The sequence below is a fragment of the Bacillus sp. LLTC93 genome (assembly GCF_002993125.1).
Taxonomy (GTDB): Bacteria; Bacillota; Bacilli; order Bacillales; family Bacillaceae; genus Bacillus; species Bacillus zhangzhouensis.
This window is the reverse complement of record NZ_PVME01000004.1, coordinates 1-22708: the sequence shown is the minus strand read 5'-3', so window position 1 is coordinate 22708 and position 22708 is coordinate 1. Positions and strand designations below refer to the sequence as shown.

Annotated in this window: 18 protein-coding genes, 7 tRNA genes and 1 rRNA gene; 6 read left to right on the top strand and 20 right to left on the bottom strand. The window is 42.2% G+C overall.

Annotated elements, in window-relative coordinates; all coding sequences use genetic code 11:
- Positions 1–528: 528 nt before the first annotated feature.
- The 11 genes from glmM to C6W18_RS13860 all read right to left on the bottom strand — a co-directional run bounded on the left by glmM (position 529) and on the right by C6W18_RS13860 (position 7194).
- Positions 529–1875: a phosphoglucosamine mutase gene (gene glmM, locus C6W18_RS13910; RefSeq protein WP_105927923.1), complete on the bottom strand. Its 1347-nt coding sequence runs from the start codon at positions 1873–1875 to the stop codon at positions 529–531.
- Positions 1876–1900: 25 nt separating this feature from the next.
- Positions 1901–3310, bottom strand: coding sequence for a CdaR family protein (locus tag C6W18_RS13905; RefSeq protein ID WP_105927922.1), 1410 nt, complete (start codon positions 3308–3310; stop codon positions 1901–1903).
- On the bottom strand, positions 3303–4124 hold the full coding sequence (gene cdaA / locus C6W18_RS13900) for a diadenylate cyclase CdaA (protein WP_008344027.1): 822 nt from the start codon (positions 4122–4124) through the stop codon (positions 3303–3305). Before cdaA ends, C6W18_RS13905 begins: the two co-directional genes overlap by 8 nt.
- 213 nt (positions 4125–4337) lie before the next feature.
- On the bottom strand, positions 4338–4964 hold the full coding sequence (gene rsiW / locus C6W18_RS13895; RefSeq protein WP_034324048.1) for an anti-sigma-W factor RsiW: 627 nt from the start codon (positions 4962–4964) through the stop codon (positions 4338–4340).
- Between the two features lie 14 nt (positions 4965–4978).
- Positions 4979–5542, bottom strand: coding sequence for an RNA polymerase sigma factor SigW (gene sigW / locus C6W18_RS13890; RefSeq protein WP_034324045.1), 564 nt, complete (start codon positions 5540–5542; stop codon positions 4979–4981).
- A gap of 182 nt (positions 5543–5724) precedes the next feature.
- Positions 5725–6636: an arginase gene (gene rocF, locus C6W18_RS13885; RefSeq protein WP_105928112.1), complete on the bottom strand. Its 912-nt coding sequence runs from the start codon at positions 6634–6636 to the stop codon at positions 5725–5727.
- A gap of 136 nt (positions 6637–6772) precedes the next feature.
- Positions 6773–6844: transfer RNA gene (locus tag C6W18_RS13880), tRNA-Gln, on the bottom strand.
- A 4-nt stretch (positions 6845–6848) separates the two neighbouring features.
- Positions 6849–6933, bottom strand: a tRNA-Tyr gene (locus C6W18_RS13875).
- Positions 6934–6961: 28 nt separating this feature from the next.
- Positions 6962–7034 (bottom strand) — tRNA-Thr (locus C6W18_RS13870).
- 3 nt (positions 7035–7037) lie between these two features.
- Positions 7038–7113, bottom strand: a tRNA-Val gene (locus C6W18_RS13865).
- A gap of 6 nt (positions 7114–7119) precedes the next feature.
- Positions 7120–7194, bottom strand: a tRNA-Glu gene (locus tag C6W18_RS13860).
- A 220-nt stretch (positions 7195–7414) separates the two neighbouring features.
- Here C6W18_RS13860 and murQ point away from each other — a divergent pair.
- The 6 genes from murQ to C6W18_RS13830 are packed head-to-tail and all read left to right on the top strand — an operon-like array spanning position 7415 to position 15147.
- Complete coding sequence (gene murQ / locus C6W18_RS13855; RefSeq protein WP_105927921.1) at positions 7415–8326, top strand: N-acetylmuramic acid 6-phosphate etherase; 912 nt, start codon at positions 7415–7417, stop codon at positions 8324–8326.
- Between the two features lie 14 nt (positions 8327–8340).
- Positions 8341–9210 (top strand): MurR/RpiR family transcriptional regulator, encoded by an 870-nt coding sequence (locus C6W18_RS13850; RefSeq protein ID WP_105927920.1) that lies wholly within the window; start codon positions 8341–8343, stop codon positions 9208–9210.
- On the top strand, positions 9207–10586 hold the full coding sequence (locus C6W18_RS13845) for a PTS transporter subunit EIIC (RefSeq protein WP_105927919.1): 1380 nt from the start codon (positions 9207–9209) through the stop codon (positions 10584–10586). The genes C6W18_RS13850 and C6W18_RS13845 overlap by 4 nt, the downstream gene beginning before the upstream one ends.
- Positions 10587–10599: 13 nt before the next feature.
- Complete coding sequence (pbp4b, locus tag C6W18_RS13840; RefSeq protein ID WP_105927918.1) at positions 10600–11955, top strand: penicillin binding protein PBP4B; 1356 nt, start codon at positions 10600–10602, stop codon at positions 11953–11955.
- Positions 11956–11968: 13 nt separating this feature from the next.
- On the top strand, positions 11969–13888 hold the full coding sequence (locus C6W18_RS13835; RefSeq protein WP_105927917.1) for a glycoside hydrolase family 3 protein: 1920 nt from the start codon (positions 11969–11971) through the stop codon (positions 13886–13888).
- 50 nt (positions 13889–13938) lie between these two features.
- Positions 13939–15147 (top strand): exo-beta-N-acetylmuramidase NamZ family protein, encoded by a 1209-nt coding sequence (locus tag C6W18_RS13830; protein ID WP_411266077.1) that lies wholly within the window; start codon positions 13939–13941, stop codon positions 15145–15147.
- 38 nt (positions 15148–15185) lie between these two features.
- Here the strand turns inward: C6W18_RS13830 and C6W18_RS13825 are convergent, their stop codons facing one another.
- The 9 genes from C6W18_RS13825 to rrf form a co-directional block, all read right to left on the bottom strand.
- A complete protein-coding gene (locus C6W18_RS13825) occupies positions 15186–16151 on the bottom strand; it encodes a bile acid:sodium symporter family protein (RefSeq protein WP_223251714.1) in 966 nt (321 codons plus the stop codon).
- Between the two features lie 354 nt (positions 16152–16505).
- The gene (locus tag C6W18_RS13820; RefSeq protein ID WP_078061766.1) at positions 16506–17870 is read right to left on the bottom strand and encodes an MFS transporter; all 1365 of its coding nucleotides are present in this window, start codon (positions 17868–17870) and stop codon (positions 16506–16508) included.
- 157 nt (positions 17871–18027) lie between these two features.
- Positions 18028–18783 carry a glucose 1-dehydrogenase gene (locus tag C6W18_RS13815; protein ID WP_105927914.1) on the bottom strand — a complete coding sequence of 252 codons (756 nt, stop codon included), beginning with the start codon at positions 18781–18783 and terminating at the stop codon, positions 18028–18030.
- A gap of 11 nt (positions 18784–18794) precedes the next feature.
- Entirely contained in the window at positions 18795–19805 is a 1011-nt protein-coding gene (locus tag C6W18_RS13810) for a zinc-dependent alcohol dehydrogenase (protein ID WP_105927913.1), read from the bottom strand.
- 65 nt (positions 19806–19870) lie between these two features.
- Complete coding sequence (locus C6W18_RS13805) at positions 19871–21121, bottom strand: enolase C-terminal domain-like protein (RefSeq protein WP_223251713.1); 1251 nt, start codon at positions 21119–21121, stop codon at positions 19871–19873.
- A 98-nt stretch (positions 21122–21219) separates the two neighbouring features.
- Positions 21220–21915 carry a FadR/GntR family transcriptional regulator gene (locus tag C6W18_RS13800; RefSeq protein ID WP_034325108.1) on the bottom strand — a complete coding sequence of 232 codons (696 nt, stop codon included), beginning with the start codon at positions 21913–21915 and terminating at the stop codon, positions 21220–21222.
- A 347-nt stretch (positions 21916–22262) separates the two neighbouring features.
- A tRNA-Thr gene (locus C6W18_RS13795) sits at positions 22263–22335 on the bottom strand.
- A gap of 1 nt (position 22336) precedes the next feature.
- Positions 22337–22411, bottom strand: a tRNA-Asn gene (locus tag C6W18_RS13790).
- 42 nt (positions 22412–22453) lie between these two features.
- Positions 22454–22569 (bottom strand): 5S ribosomal RNA (gene rrf, locus C6W18_RS13785).
- Between the last annotated feature and the right edge of the window lie 139 nt (positions 22570–22708).

Sequence of the window (22708 nt, the reverse complement as noted above, 5' to 3'; positions counted from 1 at the left end):
ATAGAAGGGACATTTCTTCGTCCCTCTCTACATGTTTAATTTGGGAGATCATGTGTATTCCCTTTGTACAAAGAGTCACCTCTTTGCTTTAAAGAAACACTTACGGCTGTGATCTCTATATTTGATCAGCCGGGAGGCATCCGCCGAAAATTCGATAACCTCCATCCTCGTCAACTAAGCATCTGTCGTCCGATCGCTTAGTTCGGGCGCTATAATTATAAGAGAGTTCCTGAACATCTACCCTGCCTTTCCTGATAGAATAAAAATCCAGTAACACAAGGATGATTGTACTATAAGGTCTGACCTCCGTCAATCACAATGTAGCGGGTGATCCCCTTCATTTTAGAAAGTGAGACCTCCATACACTATATGCGATGAGGCTTGTCACGTTCTACCTTTGATGTGCTCTCCTTATGTATGAAGGCATCAGCAAATGGCCCTCGCCTATATGATTCGTCAAGAACCCTCCTCTTATGACGTTTATTCGAAAAAAAAGCAAACCGCAGCTCTGCGATTTGCTTTGATTGATTACTCAATACCCATTTCTTCTTTGACAACAGCGGTAATTCGAGCCACATATTCATCACACAGCTCTTTTGTTTTCGCTTCTGCCATCACACGTACAAGCGGTTCTGTTCCAGATGGACGAACAAGGATACGCCCGTCGCCGTTCATCTCTTTTTCTACCTCTTGGATCACCGCTTTTACTTTTTCATTTTCTTCGACTTTATATTTATCAGACACTTTCACATTTACTAGAAGCTGTGGGAACTTTTCCATTTCAGCCGCAAGCTCTGATAATGTTTTCCCTGTCGCTTTTAATGTATTCACAAGCATGATGGCAGAAAGCATGCCGTCACCTGTCGTATTGTAATCAAGGAAAATCAAGTGGCCTGATTGCTCACCGCCGACGTTATAGCCGTCCTTTTTCATCGCTTCGACCACATAGCGATCACCAACTGCGGTTTGGATACTCTGAATGCCTTGTTTCTCCAGCGCTTTATAGAAACCTAGGTTACTCATGACCGTTGACACGACGGTGTCATCCTTTAATCGGCCTTCGCCCTTCAAATAACGTGCACATATGTACATAATTTGATCGCCGTCTACGATATCACCTTTTTCATCGACTGCAATTAAACGGTCGCCGTCACCATCAAACGCAAGACCAATATCTGCGCCCTTATCCTTCACAAAAGCAGAAAGAGCCTCTGGATGAGTTGACCCTACGCCATCGTTGATATTCAATCCGTTTGGTGATGTTCCCATTGTGGACACATCTGCATCTAAATCAGCAAATAAATGTGTCGCTAGAGAAGAAGTCGCACCGTTAGCGCAGTCAAGCGCCACATGAATGCCTGTGAAATCCTCATCCGCTGTCTGCTTCAAGAATTGTAAGTATTTCTGACCGCCTTCAAAGTAGTCATTCACCGTTCCAAGATCGGCTCCAACCGGGCGTGGTAATTGATCGACTGGCTGATCCATTAGCTGCTCAATTTCATTCTCCTGTTCATCTGACAGCTTAAAGCCGTCACCGCCGAAGAATTTAATTCCGTTGTCTTGAACAGGGTTGTGAGAAGCAGAAATCATGACACCTGCTTCTGCATCCATTGCCTTCGTTAAGTAGGACACGCCAGGTGTTGAGATGACACCTAAACGCATCACTTCAGCCCCAATTGAAAGTAGGCCTGCCACGAGGGCTCCTTCTAACATATGACCGGATACACGTGTGTCTCGCCCAACGAGTACCTTTGGACGTTCTTTATCCTTTGTGAGCACATAGCCGCCAAATCTCCCAATTTTAAATGCGAGCTCTGGCGTTAATTCGCTATTAGCCACACCCCTTACACCATCAGTTCCAAAGTACTTGCCCATGTTTCAATCGCTCCTTTTTTACCATTCAAGAGGACTCTGTGTCCTCTTTTTTATCTTCTTTAACCCGCTGTCTTTGAATTGATTCTTTTTTTGCTTTATCTTGTGTCGATTCCTTTTGACTCTTCTCTTCCTGATCATCTTCATTAGACGATTGATCCTTTCGATCATTCGTAGAAGCCGGCTGATCTTCTGTGTCAGTAGAGGTAAGTTTCACCTTGACCTTTGATCTCGATAATGTCCACGTCACGTTTTGAGGACCGTTCACTTGTACTTTGACCTCATGTGTTCCTTCGTTTAAGTCCCCCACATTGATATAGGCTTCAATATCTGAAGCCTTTAGTTTATCAATTGCACTCTTTGACCCTTTTGCTGTTAGCGTGAGACGCCCAGAAGACGGACTCACAAATTCAGAACTCAGGTCCTTGCTCAGACCCACGACAGAAATCGGGACATTATCGATCTTTTTTTCTTCAGCTGTTGCAACCTTCACTTTGATCTTAACAGTTTCGGGCGATACCTTTTTCACACCATCTGGCAGAGGAATGTCGGCATCGATCTCCGTATCATCTTGGATTTTGCTTAGGTCCAGCTTAACGCCATCAATAAAATCAAGTGCATCAAGCACCTTTTGAGAGCCGTAAACTGTGACCTCACTCGGGCTTGTCTCAATGCTTGAGATACTGATCCCATCCGGTAAGCTGCCCGTCCGCTCAATTTTAAACGGGACCTTCTTGCTCGGACTCGTGATTGGGACCGTAATATCCACCACTGACGGACTCACTTCGACTGGCAACTCATTCCCGCTGCTATCATACACAGTGAGCTTCGCTTCCTTCTGGATTTGCTGATCGACATCCTCTAAGTTCACAAAGGCTTTAATGACAGAAATTTTGTCGATCACGTCCTTTGAGCCAGTGACAGTCACCTTTTTCGGATTCACAATGGGCTGTTCGGGTGAATAGCCGTCTTTGATTTTATTTTGATTATAAAATTCTGTTTCAACAGGAAATTCAGCTGTCGTTTTTTCTTGTATCGTCACAGTCGTCACAGACGGATTAATCGATAATGTGATTCCCTTTGATACATCTCTTGCCTTCAGCTCCACTTTATGTGTACCTGTAGATAAGTTTTGCATATCTGCATAAATTTCAAAATTCTTTGTTTGTCTTGCTGTTTTCACTGCACTTGTTGATCCTTTAATCGTGACATTGACTGTCTGCGGTACACCAGTGACGACGTACTTCTCGTCATCATAATACGCTTTAACAGGAATGTCGGTTAAGGTTGCTTCATCTGTCGTCGATGTTGGGAAAAAGGATTCACCGATTTTTTTCGGCGTGGGCGCTTGCGCTGAATTGACTGTACCATACAGCAATAAAGCGAAGACCAATGCAAGAAACTTAACTGCCCAGCGATTATTCAAAATCTTATCCATTTTTCTTGCCCCTCCAATACCATTTGGTCGAGGAAGCATCTTTGCTGTTTTTACTAAATTCAGCAATCAGCATTTCTTCAAGCGCTTCTTCTGTCAATTCTCGATGGAGATCACCATTTCTTGCGACAGAAATGCCGCCTGTCTCCTCAGAAACGATGACGGTTAAGCTGTCCGTCACTTCACTAATACCAACTGCCGCCCGGTGACGGGTTCCGAGTTCCTTAGAGATAAAAGGACTTTCTGACAGCGGTAAATAACAAGCCGCAGCTGCAATCTCATCACGCTTCATAATCACAGCACCGTCATGAAGCGGTGTATTCGGAATGAAAATATTAATCAGCAACTCAGAACTCACTTTTGCATTCAAAGGAATTCCTGTCTCTATGTAATCATTCATCCCAGTATCGCGCTCAATTGTCAGCAGCGCTCCTATTCTACGTTTAGCCATATAGTTAATTGCTTTTGTAATTGCCTCGATCGTTTTCTGCTGCTGTTCCTCTACAGGTGTCCCGCTTCTTGAGAAGAAACGGCCGCGCCCGAGTTGTTCAAGCGCTCTCCTTAGCTCTGGCTGAAAAATAATAATGATCGCAAGGAAACCCCACGTAATCGCTTGATCCATCAGCCATTGAAGTGTGTTAAGACCGAGATACGCACTTCCCATCCTGACGAGAACAATGACCACAATTCCCTTTAAAAGCTGAACCGCTTTTGTTCCGCGGATGACCATCATTAATTTATATATCACATACCAAACAACGAGTATATCAACAGCATTACCGAGGTACTGCAAAAAAGGAATATCCCCTAAAGCCATTTCCTCGTCCTCCAGAATTTTCAAGTTTCTTCGTGTGATGCATTTTTTTATAAAAAAAGCCTATGTGTAAATACATAGCGTGGCTATTATACCACATTTTATTTCAGCAAGGAAAATAGTTGCCATATATGGCTGGCGTTCTAGTATGTGTGAATCTGAGCAATGATATAGAAAAAGAGCAGCCCCTAAGAGGCTGCTCCCATGCTGTTCGATTTACTTTTGCTCCTCTGGTCCAATGACCCGCATCACGTTTTGTGCTGTGGATTTCATTTTGTACCAGATCCAATCAAACACTTCATTAATTTCATTGATTTGACCAGTGACTTGTCCGGCAGAAGCAGTCAGCTGTTCCCCATTGACGACTGTGACATTTCCATCAACCTTGCCTTCTACAATCAGCTTGCCATTTTTGACAGTGACATCACCTTTGACGGTTTCCCCTTTAGGTACGGTCACTGTATCATTTTCAACCACGAGATTCGGCTGCTTTGACACACTGAAATTATGATCGGTATTCCAGCTTGTAAACAGACTGCCTCCCATCAAAATGAGAAAGAGGGCAGCGGCTACCATCAGCGGGTGAGCTTTGATCCATCTTTGAATCGACACACGCTTTTTCTCCTTTGGAAGACCTGCCATCACCTTTGCAGTGAAATCAGATGGTGCTTCTATATGAGATGTACTCTGCACGAGCGCGATGGATTTCTCAATTTGTTGAAAATGAGTACGGCATTCCTCACACGATTGCAGATGGCTCTTTAATTCTTTTTCGTCTTCGGGCATGATATCCCGGTCTAAATACTGATGCATAAGCTGGACGATTCTATCCTGACAGCTCATCAAAATCACCTCACTCAAAGGTCTCTCAACTGTTTCCGGAGAGCCTCTCTACCCCTGTGTATTCTCGTTTTCACTGTACCAACTGGTATATTCAGAATCTCACTAATTTCTTTTAATGAGAGTTCATCAATATACTTTAATACGATGACTGAACGATATTTATCGGGTAATCTTAGAATTTTTTGCTGAATGGTACTCGATAACTCAAGAGACACCACCTCATCCTCTGGCAAAATGCCATCAGCAGCAATTTGAGAATACATATTCAGTCCTTCTGTTCCTGCCACCTCTGCATCTAAATAATAATCCGGCTTTTTTTTGCGAATACGGTCGATGGTCAGGTTGGTTGCAATGCGGTACAGCCACGTGGAAAACTTACGATTCACATCAAAGCTCTCAATATTCACATAGGCACGAATAAACGCCTCCTGTGCGATATCCTCCGCTTCGTGTGCATTCCCAAGCATACGGTAGCACAGCTGATAAATTTTGTCTTTATACAGGTCTACGATGTCTGTAAATGCGTTCTGGTCGCCTTTTTTCACTTGCTTAATTCTCTTTTTAATCATTGTGTCCATAGTATATTCAACCTCTGCCTTCACCGGTCTTTATGTATACGAACCTCTTTCCAAAAGGTTTCATTCTCCTCTAAAAAATAGTGTAACAAATTTTTGACAGCGTGTTACGCTTATCAGCCGGTAAAAACCTTAATATATCCTTAAATTTTCCCAAAATAAAAAAAACGGGAACAAGTCCCGCTCTACAATAACTTTTCACCCATTAAAGAACCAATTAAAGCAACAGCCGCTTCTGCTGTTTTATTTTTCTCATCTAGTACTGGATTTACCTCCACAAATTCGGCTGAAGTCAAGATACCTGCTTCCTCTAAAAGCTCCATTGCAAGGTGACTCTCACGATAACTAATGCCGCCTGCCACTGGAGTTCCTACACCAGGGCATTCCGCTGGATCTAGCCCATCTAAATCAAGCGACAGGTGGACTCCATCTGTTCTTTCCTTTAAATACGTAATAGCTTCCTCCATCACCCTTGTCATCCCTAAACGATCAATTTCATGCATCGTATACACCTTAATGCCTTTTTCTCTAATCAACGCTCGCTCTCCTTCATCTAAAGAACGAGCACCAATTAATATGACATTTTCAGGTTTCAATTTAGGAGAATAACCACCTATGTTCGTTAAATCAGCATGCCCAAGGCCGAGACTGACAGCAAGCGGCATGCCATGAATATTTCCAGAAGGAGAGGTTTCCTCCGTATTTAAATCACCGTGCGCATCATACCAAATGACACCCAAGTTTTCATAATGCTTCGCTACACCAGCAAGTGTGCCAATCGCAATGCTGTGATCACCACCTAAAATCAGCGGAAACGAACCTGACTGCACAATACTGTCAACCTTTTCAGCAAGCAGCTGATTGGCACCAGCATTCTCCGTTAGATTTTTTAACTTTTCACTTGTATATAAACCTTTCTCATCGTCCCTTTGCTCGACTGGAATATCCCCGAGATCCTCCACATCAAATGAAAGCGATTCCATTTTTTCTTTTACGCCAGCACATCGAATCGCACTCGGCCCCATATCGACGCCCCTTCTCGTTTGACCCAAGTCCATCGGGACCCCGACAATCGTGACCTTCTTTTGATCTCCCATATGTACATCCCCTTTCCGTTCATGCTTATATTTTACTTTCTCGATGCCTTCTGACTCAACTCGACAACATTTTGAATAGTTATACATTCCCTCTGCCAACATAAAAAAAGACACCTTTTTGAAAAAGGTGTCTTAACTGGGCTAGCTGGATTCGAACCAACGCATGACGGAGTCAAAGTCCGTTGCCTTACCGCTTGGCTATAGCCCAAAAATGGTGGAGGGGGGCGGATTCGAACCGCCGAACCCGGAGGGAGCGGATTTACAGTCCGCCGCGTTTAGCCACTTCGCTACCCCTCCACATATGGAATTGATAAAGAAAAAACAGTGCCGGCAAGAGGACTTGAACCCCCAACCTACTGATTACAAGTCAGTTGCTCTACCAGTTGAGCTACACCGGCATATGGTGGAGGATGACGGGCTCGAACCGCCGACCCTCTGCTTGTAAGGCAGATGCTCTCCCAGCTGAGCTAATCCTCCACATCATGGTGACCCGTACGGGATTCGAACCCGTGTTACCGCCGTGAAAGGGCGGTGTCTTAACCGCTTGACCAACGGGCCAGTTTGTCAAGTTTGCTGTTTCCGTGAAGCTGACAAAAATTATTATATACAGGTTGTCCCCCTTTTGTAAAGGGGAATTTTATTTTTTTTATTTTCTAACAATTAATCACCTTTCAGCACGACATTTTGATTGAAATATAATTTCAGTATTTAAATATAATATTGAAATTTCATATCATACTCAATATACTGAAAATGAAGAAATAAGGAGGTATGTCACATGCAGCCATCTCAACTGCGTTCTTTGACAACAGAATCAAGAAACCCTAACACAATGGAAATTTCACAAGCAGATCCGCTCGAAATGCTCCAGATGATCAATGAAGAAGATATGAAAGTCGCTCAAGCGGTCAATCGTGTACTCCCACATGTCAAAACAGCAAGTGACTTTGCTTATGAATCCATCTCGAATGGAGGCAGACTCATTTATTTAGGCGCTGGAACTAGCGGCAGAATTGGCGTGATGGACGCTGTTGAATGTCCACCAACCTATAGCGTCTCCCCTGATGTCATTGTAGGTATCATGGCAGGTGGTGACTCCGCTTTTTCACATGCTGCCGAAGATGTGGAAGACAGTGAAGAAGCCGGCAAACAGGATTTAAAACACATCCACCTCACGTCAAAAGATACTGTCGTCGGCATTGCCGCTAGCGGTCGAACACCCTATATCATCGGCGCTTTAAATTACGCAAGATCCATTGGAGCAAAAACTGTAGCCCTCAGCTGTAACGAACAAGCAGAAATTAGCGAGCTGGCAGACTGCGCCATTGAAGTCATCGTTGGACCTGAAGCCATCACCGGGTCAACACGAATGAAAGCCGCATCCGCTCATAAAATGATTTTAAATATGCTTTCCACCTCAGCCATGATCAGACAAGGCAAAGTATATGAAAACCTGATGGTTGATGTAAAAGTAAGCAATCATAAACTAAAAGAGCGCGCTATCACCATCATTCAACATGTGACAAACGCTTCCTACGAACAAGCCGTGAAAACACTTGAAGCGGCAGATTTAGAAGTCAAAACCGCCATCGTCATGCTCCAAACAAACACAGACAAGAAGACAGCACAGGATTTACTCAACAAAACGAATGGCCATATCGACAAAGCCATCTTACATCATCAAGCCTAAAGGAGGCAGAGCTCATGTCAGCAGGTGGACTCACCCTACTACACACGATGAAATCAAAGCTTCCCCAATCTGAAAAAATCATTGCAGACTATATCCTTGCCCATCCTGACAAAGTCATTAAAAGCACAGTGCATGAAATCAGTCAGGCTGCCGGTGCAAGCAGCTCTGCAGTGATTCGCCTTTGTAAATCTCTCGGGCTAGATGGCTATCACGATTTGAAAATGCGGATCGCTGGAGACTTAATGCATGACGATAAACAAGGCTACCGAGATATCGAACAAGATGAACCACTTCAATCCATTATTCAAAAAACAGCAGGAAACTCAATTCAATCGATTAAGGATACGGCCTCTATTTTAAATGCAGAGGCTTTAGAAAAGGCCGTTCAATTGCTGCTACATGCAAATCAAATCCATTTTATCGGTGTTGGTGCATCTGGCATCGTCGCAGCTGATGCACAGCAGAAATTTCTCAGAATCAATTATGCAGCCACAGCCTTCACTGACATGCATATCGCATCCACAGTCATCGCAAATGCAGGAAAGAACGATATTGTTTTCGGAATATCCTTTTCTGGAGAAACGTTAGACATCATTCAAGCCCTTCAGCTCGCAAAAGAAAATCAAGTGAAAACCATTGCCTTAACGCATCCAGGCCATACAAGCGTTTCTGCTTTATGTGACGTTCACCTATCGACGTCCGGTTCCAATGAAGCACCTTTTCGCAGTGCTGCCACTTCCTCTAGAATGGCACAGCTCTACTTAATTGATGTCTTGTTCCTCAGCTTAGCTTCCCGTCAATATGAAGAGACAGCGCAATATATTGACAAGACAAGACATGCCATCCGCTCCATGAAACGAAAACCAAAGGGGGATTCAACATGAGTCATCAAAAGAAATATCAGCAGTTAGCGAAAGATATTCTTTCGCTCTGTGGTGGTTCTGAAAACATCTCTTCCCATACACATTGTATGACACGTCTCCGAATTACACCGATCGATGATGAAAAAGTTCAAATCACAGCGATCAAAGAACTTGATGGCGTCATTGGCGTCGTCGAGGCAGAAACGCTTCAAATCATTTTAGGCACTGGCGTTGTCAACCAAGTATCAAGTGCGTTTGACCAGCTGCTAAAAGCCTCTGGTTCATATGACTTGAACAACGAAGCACAAAAAAACAAGCAAGCCATTTCACAAAAGAACCGCACACCGTTCAAGCTGTTCTTACGGCGAATTGCCAGCATTTTTATCCCTATCATTCCGGCACTGGTTGCGTCAGGTCTCATTACAGGTATTACAAAAGCGATCGTGCAAGCGGGATGGCTCGATGAAAAATCTCAAGCTGCGATCATTTTAACTGTTATTGGTTCAGGCTTGTTCGCTTATCTTGGGATATTGGTCGGAACAAATGCCGCAAAGGAATTTGGAGGCTCTCCTGCATTAGGCGCATTGGCTGGTATCCTCATTATTAACCCAGCCTCCGCAGATATTATGTTATTTGGCACAAATATTCTACCAGGCAGAGGCGGACTCATCGGTGTTCTTCTTGCCGCCATCTTTATGGCCTTTGTTGAAACCCGAATTAGACGCTTTGTCCCGCAGTCACTCGATATCATCGTCACACCAACTATCACATTACTCATTACTGGAATTTTTACGTACGTCGTCTTCATGCCAGTCGGCGGATTTATATCTGATGCCATCACCTCAGGACTCACTTATCTATTAAACATTGGCGGTATTTTCGCTGGATTTGTTCTTGGTGCGACCTTCCTTCCTCTTGTTGTAACAGGTCTTCACCAAGGACTGACACCTATTCATATGGAACTCATCAATTCAATTGGAGATGACCCGCTTCTGCCAATTCTCGCTATGGGAGGCGCAGGACAGGTAGGCGCTGCCTTTGCCATTTATATGAAAACAAAAAAGAAAAAACTCAAAAGAGCCATTGCAGGTGGACTTCCTTCAGGAATGCTTGGTATTGGTGAACCACTCATTTTCGGTGTCACACTACCACTAGGAAGACCATTTCTCACTGCTTGTCTCGGTGCTGGAATCGGCGGAGCATTTCAAGCCTACTTCCAAATCGCCACTAAAGCCATTGGGGTATCAGGTCTCCCATTAACCTTTATCGTTCACACGCATCAAATGCTTCTTTACTTAATTGGACTATTCATTGCATATGTCGCTGGATTTATCTTCACATACTTATTTGGCTTTCATGATGATATGGCTGTTGAATTCGAGGAAACCAATCAATAAGGAGGTCTAGCTCTTGAAGAAATGTTTTCTTTTGATGACATGTCTGTTCATACTCCTTGGGCTACCAGTACAAACATTTGCAACTAGCTCCCATCCTGTATCGTCTTTGTCTAAAACAGCACCTGAAGAATATCCCGTCTTAAAAAAAGCAAAACGACCGGAACAAGTAGGTTTTTCTTCCAGGCAGCTTAGGAAGGTTGATCAAATGATTCAAAACGATATCAAAGCAGGATTTCCAGGAGCCGCGCTCATCATCATCAAGGATGGTAGGATCGTCCATCAAAAAGCCTATGGCTACAGGCAAAAATACGACGGTACGACTGAACTCAAATCGTATAAAAAAATGAAAAAGAACACACTGTTCGATCTCGCATCCAATACAAAAATGTATGCCACCAACTATGCCCTGCAAAAACTTGTTTATGAACAAAAACTAGATGTGAATGAAAAAATACAATCCATCCTGCCAGACTTTCAGGATGAACCAGATGCAAAGGTAACCGGCAAAGATCAGCTTCGAATAAAGGATCTTCTCACCCATTCTGCCGGACTCCCATCCAGTGTCTTATTTTATAGCAAAGAATCAGCGGGCTCTTTTTTCTCTCAAGATAGACAAACAACCATGAAATGGCTGCCTAAGGTGCCTCTACAATACGAGCCAGGTACCCAGCATATTTATAGTGATATTGATTACATGCTTTTAGGCATGATCATCGAGAAAAAAACAGGGATGCCTCTTGATCAATATGTAGAGTCTACAATCTATCGGCCGCTAGGTCTCAAGCATACAATGTTCAATCCGCTACAAAAAGGATTAAGGCCAAAGCATTTTGCAGCAACCGAACGTTTAGGCAATACGCGAGATGGTGTAATCGACTTTGAAAACATTCGACAATACACCCTGCTAGGTGAAGTACACGATGAGAAAGCATATTACTCAATGGCAGGTGTCTCAGGCCATGCTGGGCTTTTCTCTAACACCTCAGATATGGCGGTGCTACTCCAGCTGATGCTCAACAAAGGAGGCTATGGGAAAACAACCATCTTTGACCAAGCTTCTATTGATCTCTTTACAACATCCTCTGACACGAACCCAACATACGGGCTAGGCTGGCGGAAAAACGGCAATACTGACATGGAATGGATGTTTGGAAAATATGCAAGTAACGAAGCGTATGGACATACAGGCTGGACCGGAACGATGACGTTGATTGATCCAAAACACAATCTAGGTATCGCTTTGCTGACGAATAAGAAACATTCACCTGTCGTTTCACCTGAAACCAACCCTAATCAATTTGAAGGTGACCTTTTCCCAACTGGCACTTATGGAAGCATCATGACCGCAATCTACGAATCTTTTAAGTAAAAGGAGGAATTCGATGTTAAAATCTCTCTTCCCCGTTGCTCTGGTTTTGGCCCTGCTAACCTCTTCCATTCCAACGGAAAAGGTTAGCTCTGCCTCTCTTCCAACCGCAAAAAAAATGGTGCAAAACATGTCCCTGGATGAAAAGATTGGCCAAATGCTCATGCCAGACTTTCGCAATTGGCAAACTAAAGATGAATCCACGCCTACAGGCTTAACAAAGATGAATAAAGAAGTTTCTCATCTTGTAAAGAAATATCATCTAGGCGGTGTCATCTTATTCGCAGAGAATGTTGTTGATACGAAACAAACCGTCAAACTCACTCATGAATTTCAAAAAGCATCGCCAAATATTCCTTTACTCATTTCAATTGATCAAGAAGGCGGAATCGTCACAAGACTACAAAAGGGAACACATTTCCCAGGAAATATGTCGATTGGTGCCTCTAGAAGCAAGAAAAATGCATACGACACAGGAAAAATCATCGGAAAGGAATTAAACGCCTTAGGTATCAATACAAACTTCTCTCCTGTTCTTGATGTGAATAATAACCCAAACAACCCCGTCATTGGTGTACGTTCCTTTAGCTCTGACCCTGCACTTGTCACTAGACTCGGCCTTCAAACAATGAAAGGCCTTCAAAAGGAAAAGACCATTTCCACACTAAAGCATTTCCCGGGACATGGTGATACAGCCGTCGATAGTCACTACGGCTTGCCGCTCGTAGAACATGACCTAGATCGCTTAAAAAAGGTTGAGCTGTATCCATTTCAACAAGCAATCAACGCAGGTGCGGATATGGTCATGACCGCTCATGTTCAATTTCCTGCTATTGATAATACGACCTACCAAAGTAAAAAAGATGGCGAGGACATCATGGTTCCAGCTACTTTATCTAAAAAAGTGATCACACACTTATTAAAAGAAGAGATGGGCTTTCAAGGAGTTGTTGTGACTGACGCTCTAAATATGAAAGCGATTGCAGATAATTTCGGACAGGAAGAAGCCGTGGTGATGGCCATTAAAGCAGGAGTCGACATTGCTCTCATGCCAGCACCTGTTACGTCCTTAAAAACAGAGAGAAACCTAGAAAATGTGTTTAATGCTTTAAAACGAGCCGTTCTATCAAACGAAATTCAGATGTCTCAGATCAACCAATCTGTCGAAAAAATCCTTCAATTGAAGATCAAACGCGGCATCATTTCAACCAAAAAACCAGTAAGCCTTGAGAAAAAAATCAAAAAGGCTACTCAACTCGTTGGTAAAAAGTCGCACCGGAAAGCAGAACAAAAAATGGCTCGTGAAGGAATCACTCTACTTAAAAACAACGACAAGACCTTACCTTTTCAGCCTAAAAAGAATGACCAAATCGTGCTCATGGCACCCTACGAAGATCAAACAAAAGCAATGTCTGTCACCATAGAATCTCTGATCAAACAAAAAAAGATCAAATCTGTGCGTATCCAATCTTACGCTTTTGCAGATAAGACCTTCTCGAAAGAAACAGCCAAACTGATTCAAGATGCTGACTATGTCATTACCGGCTCTTACGTTGTCCAAAATGACCCAGCTGTGAATGATGGCGTAATTGATGATAATGTACAGGACCCGAAGAAATGGGCTACTGCCTTCCCTCGTGCTGTCATGAAAGAAGCAAAATCACAAAACAAAAAAATGGTCATCATGAGTCTTAGAAACCCTTATGATGCTGCCAATTTCGAGGAAGCCGATGCCTTACTGGCTGTTTACGGTTTTAAAGGCTACTCAAATGGACAATTCAACCAACCAAATATTCCTGCTGGTCTAGAAGTGATTTTTGGAGCGGCATCACCTAAAGGGAAATTGCCAGTCGCTATCCCATCAGTCACTCATCCGAATCAAACCCTTTACCCCTTTGGCTATGGGCTCAATTTGAAGGGGAAACAGATCAAATAGGAGGGATTCTCTTGAAAAAGACAGCAAGCTTGATACTCGCTAGCATTCTCATGATAAGCACATTGACCGCCGCCTCCCCCGCAGATCAAGGACGAACAGACACAAAAGGAAAAAAAGCCGCAGTCAAAACAGGTATCGAAACATTACTCTCGAGCAATCTCTCATGGCTAAAAGGGAAAAATGTAGGACTCATTACCAACCCGACTGGCATTGATGCAAACATGAAAAGCAGTGTCGATCTCCTATTTGAACATCCAAATATTAAGCTCACTGCTCTATATGGACCTGAACATGGCGTGCGCGGCGATGCACAAGCAGGAGAAGGCGTCGAATCCTATACCGATGAAAAAACAGGCCTGCCTGTTTACTCTCTCTATGGAAAAACAAGAAAACCAACTCCTGATATGCTCAAAAATGTAGATGTGCTACTATTTGATATTCAAGACGTTGGCGCTCGATATTACACCTATATTTACACGATGGCCTACGCGATGGAAGCCGCTAAGGAAAACAATATCCCATTTGTTGTCCTAGACCGTCCAAATCCCATAGGCGGGCTAAAAGTAGAAGGACCTGTATTAGAACCCGAACACGCCTCATTTGTGGGTCTCTATCCAATACCTTTGAGACATGGAATGACCACTGGGGAACTCGCAAACATGTTTAACAAAGAGTTTCATATCAATGCTGATGTAACAGTCATCAAAATGAAAAATTGGAAGCGATCCATGACGTTCGATGACACAAAGCTGCCGTTCGTCCTTCCTTCACCTAACATGCCGACAGTTGATAGTACCTTTGTATATCCAGCCACAGGATTAATTGAAGGCACAAACGTCTCTGAAGGCAGAGGAACGACAAAACCTTTCGAGCTCATGGGCGCTCCATATATCAATAGCAACGAGCTAGCGGATCACTTAAATAAGCTAAAACTAAAAGGCGTTCAATTTAGACCCGTTTCATTCACCCCTACCTTTTCAAAACATGCCGGGACTCTATCTCACGGTGTGCAGCTATACGTCACAGACCGCTCTTCATTTGAAGCTGTGAAAACGGGGTTATCCATCATCAAAGCAATACATGATTTGTATCCTAATGACTTTCAGTTCCTTCAAACAGGCAGCTTTGATAAACTGATCGGGAATGGTTGGATCAAAGAGGAAATCAATAAAGGCACTTCAGTCAAACACATCATGAAACGCTATCATCATGATCTCAAAACATTCGAAAAGAAACGGAAAAAATATCTTATCTATTAACTCGCAAAAAACCTCCACCCTTTGAGATGGAGGTTTTTTCATGATAAAGATTTAGTCATAGCAGGTGTTTTCAGCTCAAAACGATTGAGTAAAAAGCCGAACAAGGCAGCAAGTACTTGCTGAAACAGCATGCCAATCACAACAGGGACAGCGACAGCAGGCGGGAAAAAACTAGTGGCAAGCACAGCTCCCGCACTAATATTTCGCATGCCACCTGTATACACAATAGCCACAATCTCCCCTTGAGTACATTTCATCGCCTTTCCAATCAACCACGCAAAGGCATATCCACTCATCGCAATAAGAAACACAATCGCTGCTTTACTAAAAATAGCGGCATCCAGTTTACGCAAGTATGGAGCGACAACAGAGCTGTTAATCGAGACCACAACAAACAAGCCTATTTTTGAAAAAGGTGAGAGCGTCTGACTGATCGTTTTCGTCATCGCTGGCTTTGCATACTGATGAACGAGCATTCCTAAAATAGATGGAAGCACCACCATACCAAACAGCCCTTTCATGATGGCCACAATGTCCATATGGACCTGTGTACCGACGAAGAGTGACAGGCTGGCTGGCACAATAAATGGCGAAAGCAGTGTATCAATTAAAATGATGGATAAAGTTAACCCAACATTCCCTTTATACATCGCCGCCCAAATTAAACTAGAAACACCTGTCGGAATCACCATCGCAAGTGTCAAGCCGGTAATCGTCATGGAATCACCCGTAAATAACAGATGCCCCGCTGACCAAGCATAAAGGGGCATCAACACATGCAAAATCATAAACGTTAAAATCAAAGGCAATGGATGCATCACCGTATGCTTTAAGGCTGAAAAACTAGCAGACAAGCTCCCTGCAAATGTCATAACGGCAAACACCCACGGCACCAAAAACGTAAAATCCTTTAAATAGGCCGCCAATAATACACCAATTAACACACTCATAGGCGTAATGAGCGGCATCATCCGGCCGAGCACTTGATTCAAACGGACAAGCATGCCGGCCACCTCCATTCTTCTCTTACAAATCACTTCACTCAGTGTATCAAATCTAAAGAAAAAAAACATAATGTTCATAAAATGAAATGAGAGGATTTTTCATATAGTCATAGCAGTGTGAGCTTCAAATTCATTTCGGACTGCATCAATATGTATACCAGTTGCTCGATGTTTTTCTGTCATTCATTAATGCGCGTTTTTAATAAATCGCAACTAACCAATCGTGACCTATTGGGAAGTATTCACAAAATTAGTGACAGAATGATTTGATGTAATATGCAGCTTGGAAATTTTTACAACAAAAAAGCCGCCCACTCTACTTGAATGAACTGCTCTTTTTTTCTTCTTCATCTCTTACCCCTGCAATTCCAATCGTTTAATATCTCCTACAATCAGCAAGTAGCTTAACATAGCAACAATCGCATTGACGCCTACGAAAACTAGGGCCCCATGAAATGAACCAGTTGCATTAATGATAAAACCAATAATGATAGGTGTTGTAATGCCTGAAATATTGCCAAATGTATTAAATAAGCCACCACTTAACCCTCCAATTTCTTTTGGAGAACTATCAGCCATTACCGCCCAGCCTAATTGCCCAAATCCTTTTCCAAAGAAAGCTAATGCCATAATTCCAACTACAAGCCATTCTGCATTTGTATAATTACATGCAATCATACTGCTTGACAAAATCATCCCAATAATAATTGGTGTCTTTCGAGCAAACGTGAGCGATTTCCCCTTTTTCAGCAAATAATCTGAATAGATTCCTCCTAATACACCACCTATAAAACCACTAAGTCCAGGCAAAACAGCTACAAATCCCGCTTCTAGTATTGACATTCCTCGTTCTTGTATCAAGTAGACAGGAAACCATGTCATAAAAAAATAAGTGAGTGTTGAAATGCAGTATTGTCCAATATAAACACCAACTAACATACGACTTTTCAAAATTTGCTTAATATAAGACCATTTCATTCCGTTTTTATGTGCAGACCCTTTATTGGCATTTGAATCCATCATATCTAAAAGACCGCCACCATCTTCAATATAATCTAACTCTGCTTGATTCACACGAGGATGATCTTTTGGATTATGAATTATCTTTAACCAGATAAAAGAGATAACGATCCCCAATGCACCCATGATAGTAAAGACATGTTCCCATCCCAAGTAAGCTGTAATCCATGACATAAATGGTGTAAATACAATAATCGCTAAAAAGGCGGACGCACTAAAAATAGCGGATGCAGTTCCACGCTCATGATCAGGAAACCACGAAGCTGCGACCTGACTATTCCCTGGGAACGATGGGGCTTCTGCAAGACCTACAATAAATCTAAGAACAAAAAGCAAAATAATAGCTGTAGAAGCATTAAAGAAACCAACAAATCCTTGTAATAACGTAAAGAATGACCAAAGAAAAAGACTCCAAAACAATACTCTCTTCGTTCCAAATCGATCTAATAACCAACCACCAGGAATTTGACCAAGTGCATAGGACCAGCTAAAAGCTGAAAAAATAAACCCCATCGTTATCGCACTGATCCCTAAATCACTTTGTAAAGGCGTTGCCGCAACTGAAATAGTGGCACGATCTGCATAGTTAATTGTCGTCACAATGAATAAAAAACTGACAATGAACCAACGAACTTTCGTTTTCTTTACTTGCAACGGAACTGCCTTGTTTTCAGGAATTGGATTGCTGTCTACCCTCATCATATTCGCCCCTTTGTTTGTATTTCTCTTACACATGTAAGTCAGATGCACATAACGAAAACGCTTTCAAAAAATGAAGGGAATCCACTCATCATGATGTATTTTCAGTGCCCCCTCTTTTTATCATTCACGGAGGCACACCTTAAATCGCTGTTCATCATCGTCCAAGCCAGCCACCATCAACAGCTAGTAAATGACCATTCACATAGTTGGCAGCATCTGATGCTAAGAAAATTGCCGCACCTTTAAAGTCTTCTGGATTTCCCCAACGACCTGCAGGAATTCGTTCTAAGATTTGCCTACTACGAACAGGATCTTCAATCAGCGCAGTGTTCATTTCCGTCGCGATATAACCTGGCACTATCGCATTTACATTAATTCCAGCGGAAGACCATTCATTTGCAAGTGCTTTGGTCAGCTGACCGACTGCCCCCTTTGCAGATGCATATGCAGGAACATATAACCCTCCTTGGAATGTAGCAATCGAAGCGATATTGATGATCTTTCCACTCTTTTTTTCAAGCATATGTCTTCCCGCTTGCTGACATAGAACCCATACAGCTTTTAAATTCACTTTGATTACATCGTCCCAATCCTGTTCAGTAAACTCAACAGCTGGCGCCCTTCTTTGAATACCTGCATTATTCACTAGAATCTCAACTGAGCCCATAATCTCGATTGCCTTTGGAATCGCCTGTTTTACTTCATCTAAATTCTCCATATCACAGCGAACGATTTCACAACGGACACCTAAAGCTCTCATCTGTTCTTGTGCCGAAGTATCATCCGATCGTTGTAGTAAAACAATATCTGCTCCCGATTCAGCTAGACCTAGAGCAATTGCTTTACCAATCCCACGCGTTCCCCCAGTTATCACAGCAGTTTTACCTTGTAAATTAAATGCCTGATTCATAAACACCACTCCTATAGTTCAAATAAAATTTTCAATGCCTGATCGGGATTTTCCATCAAATCAAAGCCAGTCTGTATTTCTTCTAATGGAAGGGTGTGAGACACCAATACATCAAGTTGAATCTTTTGTTGTTCAAGTAATTCAATCGCTTTTGAAAAATCACTCGAATGATAACAACGTGTCGTTGTTAATGAAATTTCTCGAAAATGCATCGCTGCAAGTTGTATCGTTGGAGATTTTTTATAGACACTAACCACCACAACTTCACCTTGATATTTCACACATTCAATCATTTGATTAGCTGTCGCCTGATTGCCTGCTACTTCAAAAACGACATCAGCCCCTACACCGTCTGTATATTTTTTAATGACATGTGAAATATCCGTATGACGGGCATCAATTGCTTCAAATCCCATCTCGTTAGCCGTTTCTAAACGCATTGAACTTACATCAGAAATAACAATCCTTCCAGCACCTGCCTGTCTTGCTATTAAACCTATTAAAAGCCCAATAGGACCTGCCCCAAGAATCACAACTGTATCACCAATCTTTAGCTTCGATCGTCGAACGGTATGAACAGCTACAGCCAGAGGTTCAATCATTGCCCCCTCTTTTTCCGTAACGGATTCTGGCAAGACCCTAAGCCTATGAACAGGGATGACAACATACTCAGCAAAACCACCATGCTGGTCAATGCCTATGTATCTCAAATCCTTGCAAACTTGCGCTTGTCCTTGTTGACAGGCTGAACAAACCCCACAGTGTAAAAGCGGTTCTATCACAACCTTATCTCCCTTTTTAACATGATGATTTTCATCAGCTTCTATCACAATTCCACTAAATTCATGTCCAAGAATAAGGGGTGCTTCTGCCCTCGGGTGTACCCCATGATAAATCATCATATCTGTGCCACATATCCCTGCATAAGAAACTTTAATTAAAGCTTCATCCATTTTTGGTACTGGAATTTCTTTTTCCGTCATTGCTACACATTTTGGTGACAGATATACCCCTGCCTTCATACAACCCGCTCCTTCTACAAGAATATTTTTGTTTTTTAGCAATAAACTTTATCATCTTTTCATTCTTAAGGTCGAACGGCAGTCCCGTCTGGTGTACGAGCAAGTGTCCATGAAGGAATTCCGCCTAAAGGTGGATATTGTTTCGCTTTCTCTTCATCAATGTCAACACCTAAACCAGGTTTGTCATTCACATAAGCGAATCCTTGATCAACGCTTGGGCAGCCCGGGAAAACTTCCTGTAAAGCCTCATTAAACACTGTCCATTCTTGAATTCCAAAATTCGGAGAAGATAGGTCTAAATGAAGATTAGCAGCCACACCGACTGGAGAAATATCTCCTGGCCCATGCCAAGCTGTTCTTACTCCAAATAATTCACTGAATACAGCCAATTTCTTCGCTGGCGTAATTCCTCCGATTGTACTGACATGACACCTAATAAAATCTATTTGTTGATTGATAATCAAGCTTTTCCACTCATTTACGTTCGTAAATAACTCTCCTATCCCAATCGGTGTTGAACTTTGCTGTCTAATCGTTTGAAGCCATTCGATATTTTCTGGAGCAACAGGATCTTCTAAGAAAAACAAGTGATATGGCTCTAAATTTTTGGCTAGTCTTACAGCTTCGATTGGTGGAATCCGTTCATGAACATCATGAATGAACTCCATATTAAAACCTATCTTAGATCGAAGATAATCAAATAGCTTATCAACGCTCTTTACATAAGCTTCAGGATCAAAATAGCAGCCAGGTAAAGCACCTTTAGGGGAACGTTTAGGTATAATTCGATTCGATTTCTCATAAACCGTTGCAATTAGACGTGTATCCGTCGTCCCACTACCACCATACATTCCCATTTGACACCTTGCATATTGATAGCCCTCTTCCATTAATGCCAAAACATTTTCCTCAACAGCCTTTTCATCTGCACCATCAGCATGGCGGTAAAGAGGAATACCATCCCGACATTTTCCTCCTAATAATTCATACACAGGCAAGTTAGCTAATTTACCTTTAATATCCCAGAGTGCCATATCAATGCCAGATAAGGCATTATTCATGATGGGCCCGTTCCTCCAGTAACCGCTTACATTTGAAGACTGCCAAATGTCTTCAATTCTTCTAGGATCTTTCCCAATAAGAAATGGCTTCAAATAATCCTCAATTGCCGATTTCACAGCAAATATCCGCTGTGTAAAAGTAGCACATCCTAAACCATATAAGCCTGGTTCATTTGTTTCAACTTTTACAACGACTAAGTCAATATTTCCAGGTGCTGTTAAAATCACTTTGACATCACGAATTTCTAAATTCATCACGGTAATTCTCCTTCCCTTTGAAAACATATGGTTAATGTTGTCAGTTGTCCTACAAGTTTATGAAAAAATACTACCTCTTAATGAAGAGGTAAGATTTAATCCTTGATCATATTGATTTTTTCTATATTATCTTCCATCGCCTGATTTAATATCTCCTTGGCTTTCTCAGCATCCCTGCTCTGAATGGCCCTAAATAATTGCAAATGAACTTCAATACTCTCCAGCGTAACACCGATCACCCGATTAAGCTCTTCTAAATAACGATAGTACAGATCTCGTATAGAATGAATGACACTATAAAACACCTTATTGTTCGAAGCCTTAGCAATCGCTAAATGGAAGTTAAAATCAGCCTCTGAATATTTCTTATAATCATCACGATATCGAAACATCGCATTGAGTGCATTCTCCATATTTTCAAAATCCTCAGCTGTTGCATGCTTTACAGCCAAATCAATGCATTTGTATTCAATTGTCTGCCGAAAATCCATCATATCCAAAAATTCTTTCTCACTTAAATGCAATATCATTTGAATATCATGAATATCAAATTGACCAACCTTCTCTGACACAAAGGATCCTTTGCCATGATGAGTAACAACGATTCCCTGATCCCTTAGTCGTTGAATAGCACTTCGAACACTTACCCGGCTCACATTAAACATTTTCTGTAACTGCGGTTCAGATGGCAGTTTACTTCCAGGAGTCCAGTTACCATTTGCGATATTGTCTTTAAGCTGTTCATATACCATATTCACAATGTTTTGTTTGTCTATAGAGTCAAATTCCAAAATTATTCCCTCTCTTGTAACATGTCATACAAGTTATAAAATGATCATACCATAAACCAGCCTCCCAAGTAAACGCTTTCTTTACTTTTCAAAAATTAATAACGGAGTCTACGGAAGTTCAACTAAATGCCTCTTCTAAGTTTAGCATTTTCTCATAGAGAGGAGGATTCAACAGCATTTAACCCTAACAGCATGATTGAAACAGCCGCAGAAGCTGATGCTCTCACAGAAATAGTTATATCATTCCGACCTCAAATCGTCCCTAACTTTAAAAAGCTAAACAAAAAAAGCCTTCTCATCATTGAGAAACCTTAACGTTTATCATTATTATATTATATATAGAGGAAAGCTTCCAAGCGGGCTCGAACCGCTGACCTCTTCCTTACCATGGAAGTGCTCTACCTACTGAGCTATGGAAGCATGGCTCCGCAGGTAGGACTCGAACCTACGACCGATCGGTTAACAGCCGATAGCTCTACCACTGAGCTACTGCGGAATGATAAAGTAACTTCTTCCATTGGAAGGATATAAACAAAAAGCTTGGCGGCGTCCTACTCTCACAGGGGGAAACCCCCAACTACCATCGGCGCTGAAGAGCTTAACTTCCGTGTTCGGTATGGGAACGGGTGTGACCTCTTCGCTATCGCCACCAAACCTGATGGAGAGAATGTTCTCTCAAAACTAGATAACAATGTTCATGCTTCACATTAGAATATAGGTTAAGTCCTCGATCTATTAGTATCTGTCAGCTCCACGTGTCACCACGCTTCCACCTCAGACCTATCAACCTGAT